Genomic DNA, 22,314 nt, shown 5'->3' on the forward strand with positions numbered 1-22,314 from the left:
GCTGGAGCGGTGGAGAATCGAGCGTCCTCATGCCCTTGGACGTACTGTGCAAAGAGATCGCACAGTCCAACTCGATGACCGAGGCCGATGCGCGGACGCTAGTTGCAATTCTTGGCATGCCGCCGAGCGGTGAGTACCTGATCGATGGACTCCGTCGCACTATAGAGGTGCTGAATCTGGCGGAGGCATCCTTCGATGCGTGCTTCTCTGTGACTACGACGCGGATTGATCGCGCCGATCAGCTGAGGCGGCAGATCAACGTGATGCTGGAGTACCTGGAAGCTCTCCCGCTGCCCGCCGACGACCCAAAGAAGCTACGCATGGCAAGGGATTCGGAAGATGCGCGACATCCCCTGCGCGGATATTGCCTGTCCCGGATGCACTTCTGGTGTCTTCTGTTTTACGAGCTGAACCCGGCGTGGGATGACGGTGCAACTGGACCGGCTTATCAGCAAATCGCGGCGGAAGTCGCGGTCCATATCCTTGCAGCCAACTCTCAGGTCAAACCGGACAGCTACTTCTCATTTTGCCGCGAACACTGGAAGACAGGCGAGTGGCCAGCAAGCTCGCCGTTGAAGCTGGTCCAGGAATCGTCCGGCGACACGCTGGCGAGCCGCGTCGCAAATGCGGCAGTTGCCGTTCGGCAACTCGCACACCCCGAGTTGGGGCTCGCCGACGCTGAACACGATGGCGACTTCGATCCTGCCGATGTGCCGACCGACGAACCAGAATCTGACGGGGGTTCGACAGAGGGCGATTCAGCAATCGATGAATCCCCGGATGAAGACTACAAACAAGTTCGCTTGGCGATCTCCCCGGCCAGCAGCCCGGATGATTTCGGCGCTTTGGTTGTGGCTGCCGAATCCTCAGGTATCTGGTCCCAGATGGCCGCTCGCAGAGTGGCGCAGCTCAGCCGTCTGCTGGAGGCGGTTCGTCCATTCCATCATCGTGCGAACTCTCGGGCTGCAAAGATACGTGCGGGCTCCCGGAACGCACCACGGGGTACAGCCCGTCGCGCACTGCGAGACGGTTACGTACGACTCCCCGGTTCCGACTATGTCGAGCAGCCATCCGGAGACGCGGGCGGCGGAAGCGTTATGGGCCGGCTCCCGCCGGGCTCCGATGACCCGAATGACCCTAGATACGACGACCGCTGGATGCCCACCGATGACCGTATTGAAGGCGAGCTACTCGAATCGATCTTGGCAGAGTCGGAAGGTCGATCCAAGACCAAGCGACCAGCTACTGCAGGCTCTCAAGCACACCAGGCGCGGTGGGCAGCCGAGCAGGCGCGGCGATACCGCCTACTTCTACCGTTCCGAATTGACTCGCTGCACGCCGTTGACGGAGCCGCGTTGTTGCGAGCGATCACTGAGGGGCAGATACCAGGCGCCTTCTTCGACGCTAATCCATCAGAGAGCGAGAACGACCTGCGCGAACGCCTGAGCGAGGCGCTTGGTCCGTGGCTTTGCTCCCTTGCTCTTGGCCGGGCATACAAATACGCGTTCGAAGTTCGGATTGTGCTGGATCAAGCTGAGGCAGAAATTCTCGAGAAGACCATCTGTTTCTGTCGCTCCGAAGCGTGTTGGAGCATTCCGTTCGAGCCTCCGGCTTGGCGCGACCTGGAAATCACTGCGATTGAGCGGCCGGTCAACAAACGCCTTGTACTGCCGGACCTCGTCGGATTCTCGAATTTCTTGAGATCAAACCCGTCCGCGCTTGACGGTAGTCAGCTTGCTGCGAAGAAGCTAACCCAGAAACGCCGGAAGCTGATTGCTGATTGGATCGAGGCCGTCACCCCGGGTTGCGCGGTATCGATTGCTGGCGTGGAACGCTCGCTGTTCGAGCGCCTTGTCATCGCGACCTCTGGCGACATCGGTCTTGCCTCATTGATCACTGGCCGAAAACATGCGCACTCTGGATCCGTCGCTCACTACGCACACTACACCGCTGACGAGGTGCAGACAGCGTATGCGAATGCATTCGAGCCGCTGGGTGTCAATCCGTCCAGCGTCGAATTGCTGCCAGGCAGCGCAGACAAAGGCTACGGTGCCAAGCGTGTGCCGACCCGAACAGCGGTTTCCACGTTGCTCCAAGGGTTGCGCAACTGCGATTCTGATGATCTGTACGCCAAGCACAATCAGTACACGCTGTACACGTACTCGAGCATGCACTTGGGCATCGCATTGCGGTCTATCGTCGACCCGCGCTTCAAGTCGGTGTCCGAACTCCTAGGTGCGCTGGTGAGCTGGACGGATAAGGCGCGGACAGACTATCACCGGCGAGTATCGATTCTGTGCGATGCCATCGTCTCGCACCTTCGCCACTACGCTGAGTACTTGAACTTGGCGCGGGCTACGGATTTCTTGCCAAGACGACCGAACAAACTGGCGAACGCAGCGCTTCTATACTTCATCGACGGAAATTTCGAACCCCTCCGTCCAATACACTTCGAACGGGCAACCGCAGCCTATTACCCGCTTGAGCCGTACTCTCTGCGTAGGTTTATGCGCACTGAACTGGCTGCACACCCCTCCGTGGAAGGGTGTGATCTTGATGCGTTCTTCGGTCATTGGTTTGATCGAGCCTCACCCCATGACCCATTCTCATGCTATGCGTTGCAACGCATGAGGGTACTCGCGAGCGGCCCTGTTCCGGATGTGCTGGCGAGTGTCGGTTTTCAGCCGATGACGTTTCAATGGTAGGCGAGATCGCACCGATCTGGTCTACCCCGCCAGATGACGCATCGGACTTGGCACTTGTGGCCCACAGAGAGCTTCTTGGCGTTATGCACCAGCTGTCGAAAACGGAGCCATTCGTTCTCGACCAGCCTGAGAAGCTGTCTGCTGACCGCGTGATGCAGCGTGCGATACCGCTGGTGCTCGACCGCGTAGCGCCCACTGTTCCGAGCCCGCTGTTGCTCAATCTGCTCGAAAGGCGGCTTGCGCAGCTGAAACCAGATTCCCGGTCTTCGGCAGACAAGGCCAAGACCTACTTGCCTGCTTTTGGCAGTAAAAACCGGGTCAGCAAGGATTTCGGAAAGACACAGGAGGATCTCGCTGACCTGATCGATGCTTTCAACTACGCCGTGCGTCAGCGTCGGCACGTTTGCAAAACTGCGACGGCTGAGTCAAAGGCCGGCTACTTTCTCCTCGCGCTGATGCTCCGCTCGCGTTTGTGTGGCGAGAACACCTTAGCCGCGGCCCTCAGAAAACTGGCAGAAAAACCCCATGCCGAGTCTGGCAGTGGGTGGGCCTGGATGGATGTTGTGGTGGATGCAAACAGCCATGCGAGCACACATGTACGGCGCATCTTTGTCGATCCCACAACGCTTTCGCTGTGGGCTATCGCCGCCCGCAAGGCTGCTGATTTGCCCGAGCCGCAAGGCAGCACTCGCCACAGGAACCCGAAGAAGCATTTCCGGCGGCTGGTGAAGCGGTGCGTCGGCGCTGCACTCAACGACATCTTTGGCAGCGGCAGCCGTAGCCCCCGGGGCTGGACCGTGAACCGCATTTGCAAGGCTGTTGCCGAGTGGGTGCATATCAATACCTGCCCGATCCTGGCCACGTATGCGGCAGGAGAACTCGGCTGCACCTCCCTGACCCTGGATACATGGCTGCGACTGATTGGCTGCCATTTTTCTGAGCCGACGCCAACTGATGCGCGGGCGGCACCTGATCTTGACCAGACAAGGCACTCGACAAGCGACGCGAGCGGCCAAACAGAAGACGACTGGTTGGACGCTGCACTGTCTGGCGAGCTCGATGAGGGCGGATTCATCGGCGAACTCAATCGTGTCATGCGCGCGCCGATGGATGAGTGGGACTCAGGACTGACGAAGCTGCTCCGGTCGTCTCAGAAAGGCGGGAAGGCTCGACTACGGACTGAGGTGTTGATCGTCCGGTGGATTCAATGGCTGGCAAGCGGTCGAGCAGACAGCCAGAATCCACTTCGCGCAGGCACGATACGGTTATACAAAGGGCAGCTCGCGAATCGGATTCTGCAAGCGTTTCCTGACGACCTGTCTGGCATCGATGAGGATTCACTGACCAGCATCTACGAGGCCGTTGGAGAGGCCACGACAAGCCCGCAGAACAAGGACCGTGTTCTCGGGACGCTACGGCAATTCCATCAGTTCGTCCGGCAAGAGCTTGGGCTTGACCTGCCTGATGTCCAAATCGAAGGATTCAGCGCTGGCGGCTATGCGGTCAGTGCCCGAATCGTGACCCATGCTGAAGCTGATGCCGTTCTCTTCGAGCTTGAGAGCGGCGAGCGTACCCGCAAGCTCAACGCGAACGATTCTCTGAACGCTCGTGCGTTGGTCATCTTGGCCTTCTTTCGATCGCTGCGCTTTCAGGAGGCCGTTGGCTCCCAACGACGAGATTCCAGAGGGCACGAATTCGTTGTGCGCGACAATCATGTGCGGACGACAAAAACTCGCAATGGCGTCAGGCGCCTGCCATTGCTTGATTTAGATGAGCGCTACCAGGTGTTGCTTCGCGAACATTCCGAGATCGCTGCTACGGCGGCAGGCTTCCCGTTCTGCAAAGGCAAAACCGAGCCCTCGGAAAAGTCGGTTAAAGAGCATCGCTGCCGGCAAGACCTGAAGGTCGCTCTCAACAAAATTGTCGGTGACCCGCACCTGCATCCCCACAACCTCAGACATAGCTTTGGGAGCTTGACGGAGTTCGGAGCGCTGACGGAAATCTTGAGATGGCGCAAGCTGAGCGTGCACGATCATCCATTTTTCTCAGACTGGATGGCGGATGCCTCAACCCGCGCCGCAGCGCTCATGCCTGAAATCAAAAGCCCCCTGCAAGGCGACGGCAGCGTCTGCGCAGCTATCTCGATGATGATGGGCCATGCGTCTGAGTCAACGACGTTCCAGCACTACATCCACACAATGGATCTCGTCTTATTTCTCGCGTGCGATCAGACGTTTGAGCGGGTTGATCTGGCGGATAAGCAGCGGCATCCACGCTTCGCGGCAGGGGAGGCAGCACTGTTGACCGCAGCGATGGGGCTCTGCCCGACCACACGGGTCCAGACCGACGACCTCGAAGCCCTCCACAAGAGAATCGGGGCGCTTTCTGGCGGCAGGATGATAAACCACGAATCTGTCCGAGACAGCCGTTACGACCCAGCATTCACGTCCCGGCCGCTTGAGCACTTAACACTCGAGGGCTTGCGCGCCACAGACTCCGGGGCATCGGCCGAGACAGCGTACGATCAGCGTGGAGAGCCTACCGGTCAGGCGCAAATTGACTGTGCTCAATCGATGCTCGACCTAGTTCGAGATGCCTCAAGTGCCGAGGTGGAGAGCCGAGTGCGGATGTTGGACACCCTCGCTGCCGGCCTGCGGAAAAACAGTGATCTGTCATCGATGAAAATCAACGAAGCGAATGATTGGCTTGCGTCATTCGAGTCTGCCTTCGGCGAGACAGTCCAAGTCGATTTGAAGCATGTCTTCACACCAAACAGGGAGCGCAATAAGGTCCGAGAAACGATCTCGCCCAAAGACTTGCGGCGGCTTGCAAAGAAAGGTGCCCCAGGCGTGGTTTGGCTGCGCATCCGTGACCCTCGACCGGGGGCAGCGCCGGAGCGCAGCCGTCTTCAATCAACGGTGACTTGGTGCCTCAAGCGATTGCCGAGCTACGCTCGCGCTGAGCTGAGGAAGCTAGGGCAAGCGGATATGTTTGTTTGAGACCTGCTGGGGCTGACAGGCCAAGAGGCCCGTCAGGCAGGAATGCTAGGCTGTTGGCAAACAACAACAAGAGGTCGCGATGACCGTATCTGATGCGCTAAACCTTTCCGCCTGCTTTGCCGCCTACGGCTGCACGACGGCCAACTTGCCTATCGCCGTGACCGTATGCGTTTGCCTTGCGGTTGCCGCCATCTCAGGCTTTGCTGGGTATTGCGGTGTTTCCAACGCGTCGTTGGCTTCCCAATAAGGCTAGGTTAGCCCGACAAGCCTAGTTGGAAGACGGTTTACGTACGCGCGCTTCATAAGCGATCGCGAAATCGGCAATCGTCGTTCCACAAGCCAGACAGACCTCGTCTATTTCCTGCAATTCGAGTCCCCGGTCTCCGGATTCGAACTTGCTAACGTGGCTCTGAGGTTTTCCAAGAGCTACCGCAAGTTCAACTTGTGTGAGCCCGGCATCCTCGCGCTTCGCGCGGAGCAAATCCGCTACAACTTTCCGTTCATTGCTCCATCGAAGGCGTCCCATAGCCAAATGCTAGAGACGCACCCAAATTATCCCTTAAAGGGATATACTCGGCCCGAGTTTTTACTTGGCCTACACCATGCAACAGCTTCCGAAGCTCGGGATTCTTAGCGCACTATTGATCTCTGGATGCGCTTTACTTCCCGACCACCAAGCCTATGCGCCAGGCTCGGATCCATCGCAACGGTCTGAACTGCGAGTCTACGACGCCGGCAATTTTCAGAACCCGGGGCCGGATGCTGCGGACATCAAGGAGATCAACGGGCAACGATTTTCGCTGATCGACCATTCAACCCACAGCAATGTGTTCGTAGTCGATCCTGGCGAGAACGTCGTCACGTACAAGTGCACGGATCACGAGGACCCCCAACACTGGTGGAAAGTTGTCGAACGCGCTCGGCCGGCAACGTTTACGCTGCAGGTTGAGCCTGACAGCGTCTACGACCTGGGTTGTCGATGGGAGCGTGCGCCTGCCAGCCCAGCACCTTCACACCGAAGGTTTGTACTCATCTGGCGAAAACGAGAGGCACCTCGCTCACAGCAGTAAGCGCGTTCTACCCGGACTCGACCGGTAGCAACAAGGCATCGAGCGTTGCCTTACGCTCCAAAGCCAGCGTTCGGAATCTACGCAAATCTCGGCGCACACGAGCGAGTTTGGCCTCGCTGGCTGCGAGGTCAGCCTTCATACTGGAAAGCTCCGCATCCGCGGTGCGTTGCTGTTGAATGGAGTCGTGGAGCTGGTCCGCCAAAAGCGCCGCATTTGCTTGGGCTGACGCTGTGGTCTCGTCGGACTCGGCCAAGCGTTCGTCCAGCTTCTCTCGACAGTGCGATTTCGCTGCATCCACAAACTCACTGAGTAGCGCCCGAACTCTCGCCTCAAACGCTGGCGACATCTGTACCCAACTTCGCAGTGACTGTTCGGCAGCTAGCTTTGCAACTTGCTGGCGGGCATTGACCGCTCGGGCTTTGCGCACGCCGCCTGCGGCACGGCAAATATCTGTCACACGTGGGATGCGTCCAGACTGCTGGTAGATCGAGATCGCAACATCACGAAGCTCAGCATCTGTAATCGCAGCGGCGGGCGCTGCAGCCGCGTCGGAACCGGGAACGCTGTCGTGGTTCCCGGTTCCGGGTTCCCGCTCAAGAGAGGAAGTCGTCATGGCTTGCTCCTACAGTTGTGATGAATGCGATCGCTGCGATAGTTGCCACTGCTGTTTCATGGTCAAGGATTGAGAGAACCAGCAAAGCAAGTCCCACCGCGCTTGCGACTCCAACAGTCTCGAAGAGTGGGATCCATTCGCTGTCCCGCCAGCGTTGCGGCAGTACCGGTGCAAGCACCGCTACGAGTGTGCTGATCAGGCCCAACCATCCAACGACAGTAATGAGCTCGACCAACTCCGGGTGAATGCCGTTCATGCCGCATTTCCGAGAGTTGGCGCGAAGTACTCGCGCGCTGGGCCTGAGTTGTCCAGCACCACGTGACGCCCGAGGCGCGTGCCAAAGACCTCGGCAACGCTCTCATTGCATGTTGCGGCCGAAAACTGGTCAGCAGAACGTAGACAGTGGATGAGTCGGCCCGATTCGCTCGGGTGATGCCGGTGCCCGTACAGGCAGTACTCGACAGCGTCTGCCAACTCCGGCGCCTCTCCCGCCAAGCTGGCTAGTGGTGCGCGTAGCAGTTCGATCGCCGCAGCTTCATGGCGTAGCCGCACGGGTTCTATCTGCGGTTGGCGTAGTGGCGGTACGAGTTTGCCCACGTCGTGAAGCAACGCCGCGACAACCCCCACTTCGACCTGCCATCGCGGCAATGGAACGGGTCCGACTGCCTGACGATGAAAGAGCACGGCCACTTCAATGCTATGGGCGGCAAGACCACCGGCGAATGCGTGGTGGTTTGCCCGGCTAGCGGGCGCCGTGAAGAAGCCGCATCCAACCTGTCGTAGTTCGAATGCTTGCCGCAGAAACCTCCGAAGGTTTGCGTCTTCGACCGGGGCCGCAGCAAGCTCTAGCTGCTCGTCGACTGACAGTTCGTCCGCGAGAGAATCAAGCGCAGCACTGCTGGCGCGCACGACTGGAAAGTGATCCAAGCGCCGGGTGCATAGCGCTTCAACGAGCGGCAGGCCGTCGATCAGCTCGCTGCTGCACACACCCTCGACAAGGTGATTCGGTGACTTCCCGAACTCTTGAACGTCTTCGCGATCGATGTCGAGCGCAAATTCGCCGCGCCGCGACACCATGTGGATAATCTGCGAGCGGAGCAAGCCTTGGGAGTCGCGAAGTATCCGAAGGCGCTCGGCCACTACGCGAACGTGAGTTCCCGCAGCTAGGTATCCCATTGGTCACTCTCCCAAAGCGCAAGCCGCCGCTGAAGGCGCGCCCGCAGCGTGGCCGGCGAGGCACCTTTTGAACCGGCCTCCTGACTGTGCAGCCACTCACCGACTGCCGCGGCATTGTCCGCTGAGCAGTCCGCGCCAAGTGGCATGACGAGTTCAGTGCTGTCGGCACGCATACCAATGCTCGAAAGCAGCACTTGAATCATGCGAGCTTGAATCGTCCGTTCTGCGGACTGCCGCATCAGCTTGGTCAGTGTTTCTTCGCCGATCATCGTGCTGCCTCCGCAAGTACTCGGCTTAGAACCAAAAAGCTCGTGTATCCAATGAATCCCAGTGTGTTGTCGCTAGGCATCCTCAGCCTCCTCGACGCCGCCGTGCATTGCAGCTGAAACGAAGCTATCGAAGGCGGACCCGTCACGCCGTGTGAGGTTGGGTACATAGCGCGAGTAGACGCGAAACAGCATCTCCGTCGTCGTGTGACCCAACTGCCGGGCGATCCACTCGGGTGCTTCGCCAGCAGCCAACCACAACGTCGCGCAGGTGTGGCGCATCTGATACGGCCGACGATCCTCGATGTCGAGATGCCGCAACAGGGGCTTCCAAACGCGGTTGACGAAGTTCTGGTTGTTCACGGGCCCGCCAGCACGTGTCGCAAAAACGTACTGGTCAGCAAATTGCCTGGGGTTGGCATCGAAACCTTCTGGCTTCATCTGCTCTAGCGCCTCGATCACGGGCTGCGCCAGGTCAATCTCACGCTGGGAACCATCCGTTTTGGTGTACTCCGTCCGGCCGTGGCTGTAGGTCTCCCGAACCAATAGTTGCCGGCGGTCAAAGTCGACGTGCCGCCACTTCAGCCCATGGACTTCGCCGGAGCGAAGCCCTGTGAGAAATCGCAGTGTGAGGTAAGGTCGATAGTCTTCCCGCGCAGCGTCCAGAATCTGGCGCATCTCCTCGACGGTAAACGGCTGAATATCCGTCTTGCGAACCTTCAGCCGCTTGACGGATGCACACGGATTCGGGGCACCGGTGATGAGCGATGCCTCTTCCATGATCATCCGGAGAATGCCGATGACACGGTTCACGGTTGCCGGCTTGAGCTTGCGCTCGCTCTTCCCATTTCCACCGCAGGTCACGCGTTCTGCGTTCACCAAGTCCGCACGAAACGCGAGCACCGCATCGCGATCAATCTGATCGACGGTCTGATCGCCGAATGCTGGCAACAGATGCCGATCGAGAATGGAGTCCACTGCAGTGCGATAGGAGTCCCGCCACTCAACCTGCTTCTGGTGCTTCCACTTCTCAACCAGCTCAGAGAACAGCGGAGCAGGCTCTGTGTCGGCATGCCGTGATGCGACTTGGAGAGGGCTCCCACCGCGCGATGGGGTATCAAAATCGCGTGCACGGCGGCTGTCAGGGAAGTAGCGGGCGTAGTCGAACACGCCCTCGACGATGTCTCCTTCGATGCGCGCCAGGACCTTCTCCATGCGCTTGCGATTGGTCGCGTTGTCAGGAAGCCGTGTGTACTCGCGACACCGCGTCTTCCGATAGCGAAAATCGAAGTACAGCATCCCCTCTCGGACTGCAATGCTACCCATGGCAAACACCGCCTGATGCCATCGGGATGCACAGATCGTTGTCAGCGATGGGCTGAAACATGTCGCTCTCGATGGTTTCCCAGAGATACAGAATCTTGCGCCCGCCGAACGGGCGGACGTAGTGGCGGCCCTCCAGCAGCACCGAATCCTTGAGTCGGTTGCGGATCGTGCGGACGTCGTACTTGATGCGCTCAGACAGCTCAGCTGTCGTCAAATAGGTCTTGCTCATGCTATGTTCCCTCTCTGTGGCCTAATGCAAGTAGCAGGTGACACATATTTGCATCACTTGCTGCTCATTATAAGCATCATGGGATGCATGTCAATAGCATTTGAAACATATTTGTTGCAGATATGATCCGATTCCGCCTCTCAGAACAGATCGCAGACAAGCAATACCGGGACGGGGAGGTTCTTTCGGTAAAGCGGATCGCTGACGAAACGGGGCTCCACCGGATGACGCTGTCGCGTCTGATGAACCAGAAGGGGTACAGCACCAGCACTGAAGTGCTGGACAAGCTATGCAACTACTTTGAGTGCGGCATTTCAGACTTGGTCGAGCACATTCCAGAAAACAAGAGCACCGACGAGTAATAACTCCGCTGTCGCGATACTCAGCTTGAGATGGTCACTCCTGAGGACGGCGCGAGACTTCACGAGCGCGCCTAGCAAACCGGCAGGTTCAAACGCGCCGAGCTATGCCAGTCGTATCCCGGGCGTCGGGTATAGCAGCAAACTATCCGACCGGATTCCCATAACCGCCGGCGGCTTAGCGCCAATGAACCACGGCCTTGGTGCCAGAGCGAGTGGCATTGCTGTCCAATCTAAAGCGACGTTTCTTGGGCCCTGGCCTGACGCGAATTCATCGGCAGTCTTGTCGCCTGGGTAGCCGGCAAGCCGATCAAAAAATCGAAGTTCGTCCACTGAGAGGAGTGCTTGGCCAACGTGCTGCACACCTTCTTCGGCGAAAACGAGATGAGCCATCAGCCAATCGCCAACGCACCAGTGGAGCAGGCAGATTTGAGCAACCGCAATTTGGATCTCTACGTCACCGGCTGGATCAGGGTCTAGACAAAGGTCTAAGCCATACAGTGGGAGATCGTTCGCTGGGTGCGTGGCTTGTTTTGGGAATGCTCGCAGATCAATGAGTGTGGTCACCGCGTTCTCCAGTAGATAGGGAGAACACATTCTCTGTCAGACCTCCCCATTCGCATGGCGGGAAAGTGCCAAACACCGGTCAGCGGCCACCACTGAGCGGGGCTTCGATATTCCAAAGACGCAGGGTCACCTCTATTCCTGCCATGCGACAAGCAGCGACCTACTCAGTTGCACGAGTTTCATCTTCTGTGAACTGGTGACAGAAGCCCTCATCTGAGGCGACAAACTTACGGACAGCACATGCCAAGCTGTATGGCCTGAAACTCAGTGCAGTGTGGGGTTGCACAGCTGCGATACAACATAGATCGCCCATGCGATAGCACCAGCACCGCCCGGCAAACACGCCACGGGGTAGCCCATCAGGTCGACCCGAACGTCGCCCAAGGCGCCAAGTCATCGGCGTTCATCAACACGAGCTGGTAATCCGGTGGCTGGTGAGCGTCGATATGAGTCGCCACGCGTAGGTCCTGGAGTACAAACGGGATCAGGGCCCGCCGACATCGAATGATGCGTCCTGCGGTCCCGCGGAACAGTTCGTTGCGGATCACCTGTTCCTGGCCGCTCGTAAGGCCCGGGTGGGCCATCAGGCGCAGATCGGCCGACTCGCTCCAGTCGACGTCTTCTGGGACCTCGGCGACGGCAGGCTCACCGTCGTGTGCCAGGAGCATGCGGCCCAAATTGAAGTTGCGGTGCTCACCGCGCAGCACGTCGAAAGCGCGCACATGCCAGCGCCGGCCGCCACGGACGAACGCATGGGGGTAGATGGTGCGCTCCACACCCTCAGGACGAGTCATGGAGTGATAGATCACCAGCACGCCGTTGCCAGCGGTGGCAGCCGTGTGCAGAGCGCGGTGCAACTCGGCATCCACATCGGTCAGATCACGGTGGGCGTCTTCAACCACCGCCACCGACCGGCCGGCCATCTCCATGTAGGCGTTGAACCCGCCCTCGAACACCGCCGGTTTGAACTTGGGCCCAGCGATCCAGGTGCCGCGGTCCCCGTTGCCGGCCGGCTTCACGGTGGTCGGGTGAGACTCCCTGATCTCGGCCAACATCCGACTGGCCTGCACCTGCTGAACGCCGAAGTGCTCCCGGAGGCGTTGGTTGCTGATACGGCCCTCGTAGAGCAGAACTGCTTCCATGAAGCGCTGACGCTCCTCGCTGTTATTGGGCCTGGTCATGCGATGGGCATGTTGTGATCTGGATCGGTCGGCACTGCAGGGGCTTTCCTGTTCGTATCTTATAAGATAAGTTATCTTAAATGATACGCCCTCCACAACGAAGCCGCATGGCCATCGAACTGCTCGTCGATAACCGCAAACTGCCCAGCCGCCTCATCGACGTCCTGAAGCGTGTGCCTAAGCCCGGATTCGTCTGCGAGTCCTTTGCGGACTCCATCCGGAAGGTAGTGCAACGCCTGCGCCACGGTGACGACCTTCTGGTGCCGATGTTCGGCGGGTACTGGCTGCCCGGAGAGCTCGCGGTAACGCCTCCGCGTGAGTCAGCGTGGTGGGCCTGTAAGAGCAATATGGAATTCAACACGATTGTCAGCCCAGACTTGATCCAAGCGCTACGCAACCCAGGAGCTCTGGATCGGGACGACGAGGTCAACGAGAAGCGCTTCGCCGACTGGAAGGAATATGCCTACCGGCTGGGGCCGGCGGCGCGGGGCCCCAATGAACATCCGTGAGCGCGCCAACCGTTACGAGCGGCTGAGCAAGCATGCGGCGTGGACGCTGCTGAAGGCCTCGAAGTCCTCCTACACCCTGGCTTTCCTCGAGTCCCTGTTCGTCGATAACTCGGAAGTGCCGGTGGCTCAAGCGCATACCGCGCTGAACGCCTACCTGGCCGATTGGCAGTCCGGGTGGGCCGACACAGACGTCAACGCCAAGGTGCTGCTCCGGCAGTGGACTGCGGCCGGGTACATTCGGGATCAGGATGGCCACTACGTAATGACCGACGCCTGCGCGACGGCGATTTCGTTTGCCAGCGGATTGGATCGGCGAGAGATCGCGGCCACCGCCACGCACCTGAAGATCATGCAGGACTCCGTGGACGACCTGCTCTACGCGCTCTCCGAGGATCAGAGCGAGCGCAGTGACATCGTGCTGGCCAAGATGGAAGAACTGCGGGCCGAGCACGAGCGCATCATGGCGGGAGACTTCGAGCTGCCGAGCGACCAGGAGCAGAAAGAGGCCGTCCGCCACATCCTGGCGGCTGCCACGCGGCTGGCGGGCGACTTCAGGCTGCTGGATGACCAGTACCGGGAGCGTAGTCGCCTGCTGTTCGAGCAGATCAACGCCAGCGACGATGGGCGCGGCGCGGTGATCGAGCAGGCACTGGACAACGAGGACGCTATCAAGCGGACGCCAGCGGGAATGGCCTTCGAAGGCTTCTATGACCTGCTCGCCAACTCCCATTTGCGCCAGGAGTTCCAGGCCAAGCTCAAGCGCCTGTTGGAATCACCCGCGGCACGCTTCCTCGAACCCGGCGAGAGGCGTTTTCTCAAACGCCTGACATCCGAGTTGATGGCCGAGAGTGGGCGGGTTCGCAGCAGGCGCAAGCGCATGGGTGCTGCGCTGTCGGGCTACGTGCAGACGGCCAACCGAGCAGACCGCGTGGAGATCGATCGGATGCTCGCTGAGGTCAAACGTCTTGCGCTGGAAATCGCCAAGGGCGTGGATGTGTCGCCGCACCACAAGATGCGGTCGGTAGCCATCAACACTGGCAGTCTGGCGCTGTACTCGCCGGACGCGTTGCGTCTGGCAGCGCCCAAGCACGTGAACTTTGACGTCGAGGTTGTCACCCACGAGGTCGATGACGACCTAAGCGACGAGCAGATCGAGCGCATGTCGACCTTCCAAGTACTAGCCCTGGCCAAGCGTATGGCCGAGTTCATCGCGTCCCAGTCCGGACAGACGGCAACCGTTGGCGATTACGCCAAGGCGTCTCTCATCACCGGCGGGCTGGAAGAGCTGATTGGGACGTTCCGGGTGGCCAAGGCAGTCGGCGGGCTGGACCTGCAGATGACCGAGGAGATTGAGTTCTGGACCAAGGCCGGCGAGCGCTGCCGCGCGACAGTGCCGGCGATCCTCATGGGAACGGACCGGTTCCCGGATGACCTACGTGAGCTGAACCTATGAGTGGTGATGACCTGACGACGCCTGTGACCGTTGATGCGGTCCCGCCCGAGCAGAACCGCGGGACCACAGACGTTGAAGCCGCCGGCGTGAGTCTGGGCGACTCCGCTGAGATCACGTTACTGCGAAAGGCGCAGCAGTGGTTACTGGGTCACGGTGTGGTCTACCACTCGAAGCACCCGGAGTTGTACCGTGCATTGACCGGCAGCCAGGCCTCCGTACGCACCCTGCTCAACGAGCTGGGTCTCTCCATGACGGTGGAGGAGACGGTGGGCGTGGTGATGCTGCGCTTGCCGACCCCCGACGATGACGAGGACGAGGATGCCCACCCCCTGGTTCGGCGCTCGACCCTGTCGCTGACCGATTCGCTGACGGCTGTCGTGCTGCGTGACTACTACCGAGAGCGCCAGGCCCAGCAGGACATCACCATCCAGGTCGACTTAGAGACGCTGCAACAGCGCCTGCAGCCGTTCATGGCCATCTACGACAGCAGTGAGGCGCTGTTCAACAAGAAGGTCGGCGCGGCGGTCGATCGATTCAACAAGTGGCACATTCTGAACAAGGTTCGCGGTCAGGATGACGTCTACGAGATCACGCCCGTCATCGCCATCGTAGTGGACGCCCGGTGGCTGACCGGGCTGGTGAGCGAGTTCCGGGAGCTCGCCGAGAAGAAAGCGGGCGCGAACGCCGTCAATGAGGAGGCAGCCGATGGCTGACAGCACGCTCGGCGTCGCCGACCCAACCGAACTCCAGAGCTACACGCTCGAGGACCTAGTCCCAGACCTGCAGTACGGACTCACTGCGCTCAGCGTCCACAACTGGGGGTCATTCAGCGGTGGCTGGAGTGCGCCCATCGACCCCCAGGGAACGCTGATCTGCGGGGATACAGGTGCAGGCAAATCCACGCTGGTCGATAGCATGCAGGTGCTGCTCCTCAAACCCACGCAGACCCGATTCAACACTGCGGCCAGTTCCGAGGATGCTAAAGACCGTTCCCTGGTGACCTACGTCCGTGGAGCCTACGACTCCGAGCGGGACGGGGCACGCACGATCCCCAAGATGATGCGCACCGGTGCCACCTATTCAGGCGTGAGTGCCCGGTACGCTGGCACGGACGGAACCGACGTCACATTGATGGCGCTGTTCTGGATCGCCGGCCCGGGTATGGCACAGAGCGATGTGAAGCGCCTGTACGTGCTCGCACGGCGCAAGCTAGAGCTGCCCGAAGTCCTGGAAGCGGGGGTCTCAAACTCAGCCGGTATCGACCGATCTTGGCTGGAAGCCCGGTATGGCAATGACACCTCGGTGCAGTTCTTCCAGAAGTGGGACGACTATGAGGCTGCGTACCACACGGCGCTGGGCCTGGAAAACCCTAAGGCGCCGGCGCTAATCGTCAAAGCGATGGGGCTCAAGGAGGTCCGCGACCTCACCGCGTTGATCCGCGACTTCGTGCTCGAGCCGGGTGAGGCGGCGGCGGTTGCGATCGACGCTGTGCAGGAATTCCGCGAGCTGCAAGGCATATACCAGGAGATGGCGGTCGCCGAGCAACAGGAAGCCAAGCTGGCGCCCCTAGAAGGTTACAAGGAGCGCATCGAGGCGTTGCAGGACCGCTTGGATGCGCTCACGGCTCAGTTGGGCGCTGTACCCGCCTATGTGTCAGGGCAGGCGCTCGAACTGGTTCGGGGGCGCTTGGCGAAGCTGCGGGACGACCTGCAGCGCCAGAAGGGCATCGTGGCCGACGCCAAGGCGGAGGTCGATGCACTGGAAGTGCGGGCAGAGGAAGCCCAGAGTACCTATCTGCTGTCAGGCGGCAATGACATCGCTGAACTCGAGGGCAAGATTGCACGGCTGGATGAGCAGATCGGGGGAGCCTCAGCCGCCGCGAAGGACTGTATGTCCCAGGCCGCCGGCCTGGGCGTGGAGCTAGCCGGTGACGGGTTGACCAAGGAAGCGTTTACCGAAATTCGTGCACGTGCGGCGGCGATCGCAACCGACGCCGACGCACTGCGACAGCAGGCGGCCGATGAGTTCGGCGATAAGTACGCCAAGAGTCAGAACCTCGCAGAGCAAAAAGCGTCGGTCGACGAGGAGTTGGCGCAGATTGTTGGAAAGGGCCGGACGTCCAACATCCCAGAGGCGTTTCAGTCGATTCGAGACCAGTTGGTCGGGGCATTCGCTCTGGATCCTGAAACCTTGGTGTTCCTCGGGGAGATGGTGCAGGTTAAGCCGCAGGACGCGCCGCTGCGTGGGGCCATCGAGCGAGCGCTGGGCAAGTCGCGGCTGGACCTGCTGGTGCCCGAAAGCGCGGTCGGAAGCATCAACGGCTGGGTCAACGCGCGACACCTGGGTGTGGACTTCCGGTTCCATGGCGTGCGGGAAGACGTCGCCCCGAACAGGGACTTCAAGCGTGACGGCTACATGCGGCTTTTGGATTGGCGGGACCACCCATACCGTGAGGCCGCAAAACGGCAGCTCATTTCGTACGACAAATCGATTAAGGCCACGCCACAGGAGGTCGCCGAGACTGCCAACGCCATGACGGCCGAAGGCCTGATGAGCTACCGGGCAGGAACCTACGACAAGCGCGACAGCAAGAGGATCGACGACGAGGACAACTGGTACACCGGACATAATGGCGCGGTGCGGCGTGATCTGCTGGCTCGACGGTCATGCGGGCTTGATGAGGCACTGAAGTCCGCAAACAGCGACCGCGACGCAGCACATCGTGCTCAGACGGCGATCGGGCACCGGATTCAGATCATGCAGGTGCTGAGTGAGCTGACGTGGGACCGCGTTGATGCGGGCAGCTTGATCGCACAAAAGCGAGAACGACAGTCGGATATTGACTACCTCAAGAACAACGACGTAGACCTGGCAGCGGCAAAGGCGGCAGTAGACACGGCGAAGCAGGAGCTGCGAGCAAACCGGGAGGTGCTTCAGGACTCCCGGTCCGCCCAGACCCGCATCGAGAGCGCGATCGAACAGGACGAAGGACGTGAGGCTCGTTTCGCGGAGACTGCCGGCTCCGAGCCCATCGACGCCGAGATCGCTGAAGCGCTCCGAGCCCACGAGATGGACGTGACCTGGGAGAAGCTTGAGGACGCCGGTGGCGTCGAACGGCGTTTGCGTGACGCTGTCGCGGCCGAGAGCCAGGGCGAGTCCGACAAGCTGAGCGACGCGAGCGTAGCCGCGTGCAGGGTCATGGCCACGTACAAGGAGAAGTGGCCGGCCCACGCTGGCGATCTAGGCGACAACCTTGCGTCCATGGAGGGCTACCTAGGGCTGCTGGAAGAGATTCGTCGCGACCGGTTGCCGAAGATCAAGGATCGCTTCACCGAGAAGCTGAACCACAACGCGCTGCAGTCGCTCGAGGCTGTGCGGGCGTCGATCGAGCAGCAGCAGGAAGACATCGAGCAGAGAATCGACGACGTCAATCACGTGCTGTGTCGCGTCGAGTTCGAGCCGGGCACCCGCCTGAACGTCATCCCGACCGCCCAGCGGTTCGTGGAGGTGGACGACTTCGAAGCGAAGGTGGATGCAGTGCGTGCGGTCAGCCTGTCGGAGGATCCGAAGAAGCGCTATGCCGCGTTGGAGGTGGCCATGAATCATCTGGCCACGTTCACGGATCCCAGCCGGCTTTCAAACCTGGGCTCACTACGCTTGCTGGATGCCCGCTACAGGATGGAGTTTTCGTCCAACAAGACCGACATCCAGACAGGCGAGGTGCTGTCCTCACGCGGCAGTACGGGAGGCTTGTCGGGTGGCCAGCGCGAGAGCTTCAGCAGCTTCATCGTAGCCGCCAGCCTGGCGTACGCGTTGACGCCGGCCGGGGGCAAGGCCCCGCGGATGTCGACGGTATTTCTGGATGAGGCGTTCTCACGCACGTCGACGGCCATGATCAAGCCCGTCATCGCCGTCTTCCGTGCTCTGCGACTGCACATGAATCTGCTGACGCCCTACAAGGAACTCGACACCAGTGAGCAGGCGACTCGGGCCGTGGTTCTAGTCGAGATGAACGACCGGACAAAGACGAGCTCTCTCAAGCACATCACATGGGAGAAATTCCTAGAGGTTCGGCACGGCAAGGGGATCGAGCGGCTGCCGGATGGTGAAGTTCGTTGGAGGAAAGAAGGTGGAGCCGATGAAGCTGCCGGATGACGTGCGTCGGCGCTTGCAGGCGCTGGAGTGGGACAACCGCCAGAATTTGAGCGGGCGCATGCTCGGTACCCGCGTGTGGCCCATTCGTGTCGCACTGAACTCGCCAAGCGGCGTGAAAGCGATCGACCGCCTGACGGAGTTTCGAGAGTTCGCGCTCGCCTGGAAAGCCCCGGACGTCGCCCAATGGGTCGCTACCGAGACACGGAACCTCCGTGGCCTGGGTGCGCAGGAGGTCCCGACCCACCTGATTCTAGAGACCCTTGAGGATCTGGTGGGATTCCTTGGAGCGCCAGCGGCATATGAGTGGGCGGCCATTCGGGAGGGCCTAGAGCGCGTCGATACGCGGTGGTGCGACACTTGGCGGCACTTTGTATCGGATTTAGTGGAGCTCGATCAGGGTACGGTCCAGGACATCTCTCGAGCTGTGGTCCAGCTCAAATCCATGCGCGGATGTGTGGAGTACGTGCGCGAGCTGCCGCTCGATGGGGTTGGCACGAAGGTCGTAGAACAACACGAGCGTCTAATTGGGCAGCTGGTGGACCTGCACTACTGCGGAGAGGTGGCCGAGGCCGGTGGGTTGTTGGCCTGGCTCGGTGTTCGGCACCCGCCGAAGGATTGGTTGATGGTCCGACCGCTGTGCGAAGCGGTCAGGCAGCGGTTCCACGGCGCCGACAGCATGCGAATGGGTTGGCAGACGTTGGCAAAGCTGAACTGGCCTGCCTCAACGTTGTTCGTGGTCGAAAATGCAACCAGCGTGTTCGCGTTGCCAGAGGTGCCAGATGGAGTCGCAGTGGCTGGAACAGGCGGCAACATCGGGTGGTTGGAATCGGCTGCTAAGCGATTTCGACGGGTTATCTACTGGGGCGACCTCGACTACGACGGATTGGCGTTTCTCTCGCGGGCAAGGCGATTGGCACCGGGAGTCACCTCCATGCTGACATCGCTAGGCGTCTACGCGGAACACGGTGGGCGGGCGATCGCGTGCGACTCCAAACGGGAGGCGGTGATCGACGAGACATTTCTTACAAAGGATGAGCGGCGGCTGCTGTGCGCGCTGGTCGAGGGTGGTGTTTGGATGCGACTGGAGCAGGAGAAGCTGCCTGGCAATCTCGTAGCCTCAGCCGCGTCACTGCTCGCGAAAGGTTAGTGGGCGTGAGGTGTGTACGGCGACCAACCCTTTTGTGCCGATTCTGTTGAAAAACGCGATGACCATTCGAGTAGTGCGCACGCGTTGCCTGATCCATCGATCGAAAACGGAGCTCAGCTTCCCCTTTCGGGTCTAGGCTTCCCGAAAGCCGCCTGTTTTTCGTCCAATCTCCGTCATCCAGGCACACCAATCCTGTAATCCGGCGGCGGTCTGGCAACGAGCTTGGCCATCCGTCGCAGATTTTGAGCGGTCGCCGCCATCACGAATTCGTCGGCAGCGCCCGACAGGCCTCGCAGTCGTAGCCGCTCCAACCCAAGAATCCGCTTGAGGTGCGCGAAGCGCATCTCGACTTTCTTGCGCTCACAGCGTGAGCGCCGGTACTCGTCAGACTTGCTGATCTCGCGAGCGACGTTACGGGCATCTTCATGGATGCTGCGCGCAATCTTCCTGGTTGGTGTGCTCGGGCAGCATTGCTGCTTGAGTGGGCAAACTCGGCAGTCGTAGGTGCTGGAGCGATACAGCACCGTCCCGGCTTTGGTGATGCCACTGCGCGGTTTGGAAAACTGCCGGCGTCCCGGGATCAGCGCATTGCCCTGCGGGCAGCGATATTCATTGGCCTCGCCATCCCAGACAAAGTCGCTGCTGGGTATCGATCCATCGGTGCGCTGATGTTTCTCCCAAACCGGGATGTGCGGCTCGATGCCTTTGTCATCGACCAGCCAGGACAGCATCTTGGCATTGCCGTAAGCCGTATCTGCAACGAGCTTTGTCGGCTGAATGCCGCAGCGCGCCTCGACGCGATCGATCATCGTCTTCGTCGATTCCACTTCGGCGATACGGTTGGACGGCGTGGCCTCGACATCGAGGATGACGCCATGCTCGATGTCGATCAGGTAATTGGTGGAATACGATAAGAACGCCGGACCGCCGGTCGCAGCCGTCCACTGAGATTGCGGATCGGACAGTGACACCGACTTCCGAGCCTCCAGCGCAGCGCCGTCCCCCAGCGCCTCGAGATACTCACGGACGGCGCGGCTACGTTTCTCGGGCGCACCCCAGTCGATGGGCTCTGCTCCGGGCACGCCGCGCTGCCGACTGGCGTCAGCCGGAATCAGGCTGGCATCTACGGCGAAGCCTTCACCTTTGACCAAGCCGACTTGCATACATCGGTCCACGACCTGATCGAAGACCCAGCGCAGCGTCCCGCTGTCGCGAAAGCGGCCATGACGATTCTTGGAGAAGGTCGAATGGCTTGGCACTGCGCCGTCCAGCCCCAGCCGGCAAAACCAGCGGTAGGCAAGATTGAGATGGACCTCGTCGCACAGCCGACGCTCGGAGCGAATGCCATAGCAATAGCCAACGATCAGCATCCGCACCATCAGCTCTGGATCGATTGAGGGGCGGCCAGTGTGGCTGTAGTGGTCAGCGAGATGTACTCGCAGCCCCTCCAAGTCCAGGCACGCATCGATCTGGCGCAGCAAATGGTCTGCCGGGACATGCGCTTCGAGTGAGAACTCGTAGAACAGCGCCGATTGGCTGTCCGAAAGCGAGCCCATCATCGGGCATTATTCCATTGAAAAACAATTATTTAATTATATCTCGGCACGCCTAAACAAGGGCAGGATTGCGCAGGGTTTTTCAACAGAATCTGCCAAAAGCGGCCGGTCACTCAATGCTTGCAAGCGACGAGTAGTGTCCATGTCGTCGAACCGAACTCCGGGCTCAGCTTCAAGAGCTCCTGTGCGTCAATCTCAAACCCTTGGCTCTCAAGCAGCGAGGCGTAGCTGTGCGAGAAGGTTCGTTCTTGCCCGAACGGGCGGGATTCGGTTTCAGTCGCGCTATCGAGATCGTCTGCAACGGGCTCGAGCAGTGCAATCGCGACTGGCGTACGGGTGATGGCCTTGATCAAGGCGAGCAGCTCGGTTTGGCTGAAATACTCGAGCACGCCGCCGATTGTCAGGTAGACCGTCTGCGGTTTTGCGTTCTCAAGCGCCCAGCTCGTGGCTTCGGCGGCCTCAAACGATGTGTCGGGATCATTGTTCGCTGCACTGTTCCGCTCGACCTGTTCCGGGCTGAGGTCGAGGCCGATCAGACGATCCAGTCCCGGCAAGCGCTCTCGCAATCTCGGCATAAGTAGCGCTTCACCGCAGCCAATTTCGACCAAGGTGTTGTAGGTGCCAGGGTGGGCTTCGACGTGGCTGATGAGCATGGCGAAAATTTGCGAATGCCCCGCTTCCCACATTGCCCAGAAACGATCTCGAGTCGCTTGATGGTGAGCAGTTCCCGATTGTTCGCGCCAGAACCACTGTTGCAGTGCGGACATATCTTGCGGGCGATTTTTTCGCCGACATCGATGTGCCCACGCCGCGATGATCTGACGGTCGACAAAACCTGGATAGCCGGATAGCTTGCCCTGTCGAATGAGTTGCGCCCGGGGCGCGGCGAAGATTGAGAACAGTTTGCCGAGAAAGACCCGCAGCAGACGCTTGACGGGGTTATTCGGCAAGGAGTTCGGCCAATACACCTCGGTGGCCTTGTTCGGTGAGTGGGTCATCAGAA

At 60.1% G+C, this 22,314-nt stretch carries 19 protein-coding genes; 9 read left to right on the top strand and 10 right to left on the bottom strand.

Features of this window, described 5'->3' with window-relative positions; all coding sequences use genetic code 11:
- Positions 1-29 precede the first annotated feature (29 nt).
- Together KI787_06135 and KI787_06140 are read left to right on the top strand one after the other, a co-directional pair.
- On the top strand, positions 30-2,705 hold the full coding sequence (locus KI787_06135) for a hypothetical protein (GenBank protein ID MBV6629522.1): 2,676 nt from the start codon (positions 30-32) through the stop codon (positions 2,703-2,705).
- The gene (locus KI787_06140; protein MBV6629523.1) at positions 2,699-5,704 is read left to right on the top strand and encodes a hypothetical protein; all 3,006 of its coding nucleotides are present in this window, start codon (positions 2,699-2,701) and stop codon (positions 5,702-5,704) included. The genes KI787_06135 and KI787_06140 overlap by 7 nt, the downstream gene beginning before the upstream one ends.
- 268 nt (positions 5,705-5,972) lie before the next feature.
- Here the strand turns inward: KI787_06140 and KI787_06145 are convergent, their stop codons facing one another.
- Positions 5,973-6,230 (bottom strand): helix-turn-helix transcriptional regulator, encoded by a 258-nt coding sequence (locus KI787_06145; protein MBV6629524.1) that lies wholly within the window; start codon positions 6,228-6,230, stop codon positions 5,973-5,975.
- Positions 6,231-6,306: 76 nt separating this feature from the next.
- On the opposite strand from KI787_06145, the gene KI787_06150 reads away from it, so the two are divergent.
- On the top strand, positions 6,307-6,774 hold the full coding sequence (locus KI787_06150; protein MBV6629525.1) for a hypothetical protein: 468 nt from the start codon (positions 6,307-6,309) through the stop codon (positions 6,772-6,774).
- 7 nt (positions 6,775-6,781) lie between these two features.
- On the opposite strand, the gene KI787_06155 is transcribed toward KI787_06150, so the two are convergent.
- From KI787_06155 to KI787_06180, 6 genes are all read right to left on the bottom strand, one after another.
- Positions 6,782-7,387, bottom strand: coding sequence for a hypothetical protein (locus tag KI787_06155; protein MBV6629526.1), 606 nt, complete (start codon positions 7,385-7,387; stop codon positions 6,782-6,784).
- Positions 7,368-7,643, bottom strand: a complete 276-nt coding sequence (locus KI787_06160; GenBank protein MBV6629527.1) for a hypothetical protein — start codon at positions 7,641-7,643, stop codon at positions 7,368-7,370. The genes KI787_06155 and KI787_06160 overlap by 20 nt, the downstream gene beginning before the upstream one ends.
- Positions 7,640-8,563: a hypothetical protein gene (locus KI787_06165; GenBank protein ID MBV6629528.1), complete on the bottom strand. Its 924-nt coding sequence runs from the start codon at positions 8,561-8,563 to the stop codon at positions 7,640-7,642. Before KI787_06165 ends, KI787_06160 begins: the two co-directional genes overlap by 4 nt.
- Positions 8,551-8,832, bottom strand: a complete 282-nt coding sequence (locus KI787_06170; protein MBV6629529.1) for a hypothetical protein — start codon at positions 8,830-8,832, stop codon at positions 8,551-8,553. The genes KI787_06165 and KI787_06170 overlap by 13 nt, the downstream gene beginning before the upstream one ends.
- A 72-nt stretch (positions 8,833-8,904) precedes the next feature.
- Positions 8,905-10,155 (bottom strand): site-specific integrase, encoded by a 1,251-nt coding sequence (locus KI787_06175; protein ID MBV6629530.1) that lies wholly within the window; start codon positions 10,153-10,155, stop codon positions 8,905-8,907.
- Positions 10,148-10,384: a hypothetical protein gene (locus tag KI787_06180; protein MBV6629531.1), complete on the bottom strand. Its 237-nt coding sequence runs from the start codon at positions 10,382-10,384 to the stop codon at positions 10,148-10,150. Before KI787_06180 ends, KI787_06175 begins: the two co-directional genes overlap by 8 nt.
- Before the next feature lie 122 nt (positions 10,385-10,506).
- Here KI787_06180 and KI787_06185 point away from each other — a divergent pair, with 122 nt between their 5' ends.
- Positions 10,507-10,746 carry a helix-turn-helix transcriptional regulator gene (locus KI787_06185; protein MBV6629532.1) on the top strand — a complete coding sequence of 80 codons (240 nt, stop codon included), beginning with the start codon at positions 10,507-10,509 and terminating at the stop codon, positions 10,744-10,746.
- 923 nt (positions 10,747-11,669) lie between these two features.
- Here KI787_06185 and KI787_06190 read toward each other — a convergent pair.
- Positions 11,670-12,452, bottom strand: coding sequence for a WYL domain-containing protein (locus KI787_06190; protein MBV6629533.1), 783 nt, complete (start codon positions 12,450-12,452; stop codon positions 11,670-11,672).
- Between the two features lie 119 nt (positions 12,453-12,571).
- Between KI787_06190 and KI787_06195 the strand changes: the two genes are divergently transcribed.
- Genes KI787_06195 through KI787_06215 form a run of 5 tightly spaced genes read left to right on the top strand, consistent with a single transcriptional unit; the run spans position 12,572 to position 19,755 of the window.
- Positions 12,572-13,000: a hypothetical protein gene (locus KI787_06195; protein MBV6629534.1), complete on the top strand. Its 429-nt coding sequence runs from the start codon at positions 12,572-12,574 to the stop codon at positions 12,998-13,000.
- On the top strand, positions 12,987-14,453 hold the full coding sequence (locus KI787_06200) for a DUF3375 family protein (GenBank protein ID MBV6629535.1): 1,467 nt from the start codon (positions 12,987-12,989) through the stop codon (positions 14,451-14,453). The genes KI787_06195 and KI787_06200 overlap by 14 nt, the downstream gene beginning before the upstream one ends.
- Complete coding sequence (locus tag KI787_06205; protein ID MBV6629536.1) at positions 14,450-15,166, top strand: DUF4194 domain-containing protein; 717 nt, start codon at positions 14,450-14,452, stop codon at positions 15,164-15,166. The genes KI787_06200 and KI787_06205 overlap by 4 nt, the downstream gene beginning before the upstream one ends.
- The gene (locus KI787_06210) at positions 15,159-18,608 is read left to right on the top strand and encodes an AAA family ATPase (GenBank protein MBV6629537.1); all 3,450 of its coding nucleotides are present in this window, start codon (positions 15,159-15,161) and stop codon (positions 18,606-18,608) included. Before KI787_06205 ends, KI787_06210 begins: the two co-directional genes overlap by 8 nt.
- A complete protein-coding gene (locus tag KI787_06215) occupies positions 18,556-19,755 on the top strand; it encodes a hypothetical protein (protein MBV6629538.1) in 1,200 nt (399 codons plus the stop codon). The genes KI787_06210 and KI787_06215 overlap by 53 nt, the downstream gene beginning before the upstream one ends.
- 173 nt (positions 19,756-19,928) lie before the next feature.
- Here the strand turns inward: KI787_06215 and KI787_06220 are convergent, their stop codons facing one another.
- On the bottom strand, positions 19,929-21,314 hold the full coding sequence (locus tag KI787_06220) for a transposase (GenBank protein MBV6629539.1): 1,386 nt from the start codon (positions 21,312-21,314) through the stop codon (positions 19,929-19,931).
- A 110-nt stretch (positions 21,315-21,424) separates the two neighbouring features.
- A complete protein-coding gene (locus KI787_06225) occupies positions 21,425-22,309 on the bottom strand; it encodes a class I SAM-dependent methyltransferase (protein MBV6629540.1) in 885 nt (294 codons plus the stop codon).
- Positions 22,310-22,314 lie beyond the last annotated feature (5 nt).

The organism is Oceanococcus sp. HetDA_MAG_MS8 (assembly GCA_019192445.1).
Taxonomy (GTDB): domain Bacteria; phylum Pseudomonadota; class Gammaproteobacteria; order Nevskiales; family Oceanococcaceae; genus MS8.

Excerpts from the sequence above, each read along its gene's own strand:
- KI787_06205 (MBV6629536.1), top strand. The coding sequence starts at position 14,450 with ATGAGTGGTGATGACCTGACGACGCCTGTGACCGTTGATGCGGTCCCG.
- KI787_06175 (MBV6629530.1), bottom strand. The coding sequence starts at position 10,155 with ATGGGTAGCATTGCAGTCCGAGAGGGGATGCTGTACTTCGATTTTCGC.
- KI787_06170 (MBV6629529.1), bottom strand. The coding sequence starts at position 8,832 with ATGATCGGCGAAGAAACACTGACCAAGCTGATGCGGCAGTCCGCAGAA.
- KI787_06165 (MBV6629528.1), bottom strand. The coding sequence starts at position 8,563 with ATGGGATACCTAGCTGCGGGAACTCACGTTCGCGTAGTGGCCGAGCGC.
- KI787_06190 (MBV6629533.1), bottom strand. The coding sequence starts at position 12,452 with ATGGAAGCAGTTCTGCTCTACGAGGGCCGTATCAGCAACCAACGCCTC.
- KI787_06210 (MBV6629537.1), top strand. The coding sequence starts at position 15,159 with ATGGCTGACAGCACGCTCGGCGTCGCCGACCCAACCGAACTCCAGAGC.
- KI787_06135 (MBV6629522.1), top strand. The coding sequence starts at position 30 with ATGCCCTTGGACGTACTGTGCAAAGAGATCGCACAGTCCAACTCGATG.
- KI787_06140 (MBV6629523.1), top strand. The coding sequence starts at position 2,699 with ATGGTAGGCGAGATCGCACCGATCTGGTCTACCCCGCCAGATGACGCA.
- KI787_06145 (MBV6629524.1), bottom strand. The coding sequence starts at position 6,230 with ATGGGACGCCTTCGATGGAGCAATGAACGGAAAGTTGTAGCGGATTTG.
- KI787_06195 (MBV6629534.1), top strand. The coding sequence starts at position 12,572 with ATGATACGCCCTCCACAACGAAGCCGCATGGCCATCGAACTGCTCGTC.
- KI787_06220 (MBV6629539.1), bottom strand. The coding sequence starts at position 21,314 with ATGATGGGCTCGCTTTCGGACAGCCAATCGGCGCTGTTCTACGAGTTC.
- KI787_06155 (MBV6629526.1), bottom strand. The coding sequence starts at position 7,387 with ATGACGACTTCCTCTCTTGAGCGGGAACCCGGAACCGGGAACCACGAC.
- KI787_06225 (MBV6629540.1), bottom strand. The coding sequence starts at position 22,309 with ATGACCCACTCACCGAACAAGGCCACCGAGGTGTATTGGCCGAACTCC.
- KI787_06185 (MBV6629532.1), top strand. The coding sequence starts at position 10,507 with ATGATCCGATTCCGCCTCTCAGAACAGATCGCAGACAAGCAATACCGG.
- KI787_06150 (MBV6629525.1), top strand. The coding sequence starts at position 6,307 with ATGCAACAGCTTCCGAAGCTCGGGATTCTTAGCGCACTATTGATCTCT.
- KI787_06160 (MBV6629527.1), bottom strand. The coding sequence starts at position 7,643 with ATGAACGGCATTCACCCGGAGTTGGTCGAGCTCATTACTGTCGTTGGA.
- KI787_06200 (MBV6629535.1), top strand. The coding sequence starts at position 12,987 with ATGAACATCCGTGAGCGCGCCAACCGTTACGAGCGGCTGAGCAAGCAT.
- KI787_06215 (MBV6629538.1), top strand. The coding sequence starts at position 18,556 with ATGGTGAAGTTCGTTGGAGGAAAGAAGGTGGAGCCGATGAAGCTGCCG.
- KI787_06180 (MBV6629531.1), bottom strand. The coding sequence starts at position 10,384 with ATGAGCAAGACCTATTTGACGACAGCTGAGCTGTCTGAGCGCATCAAG.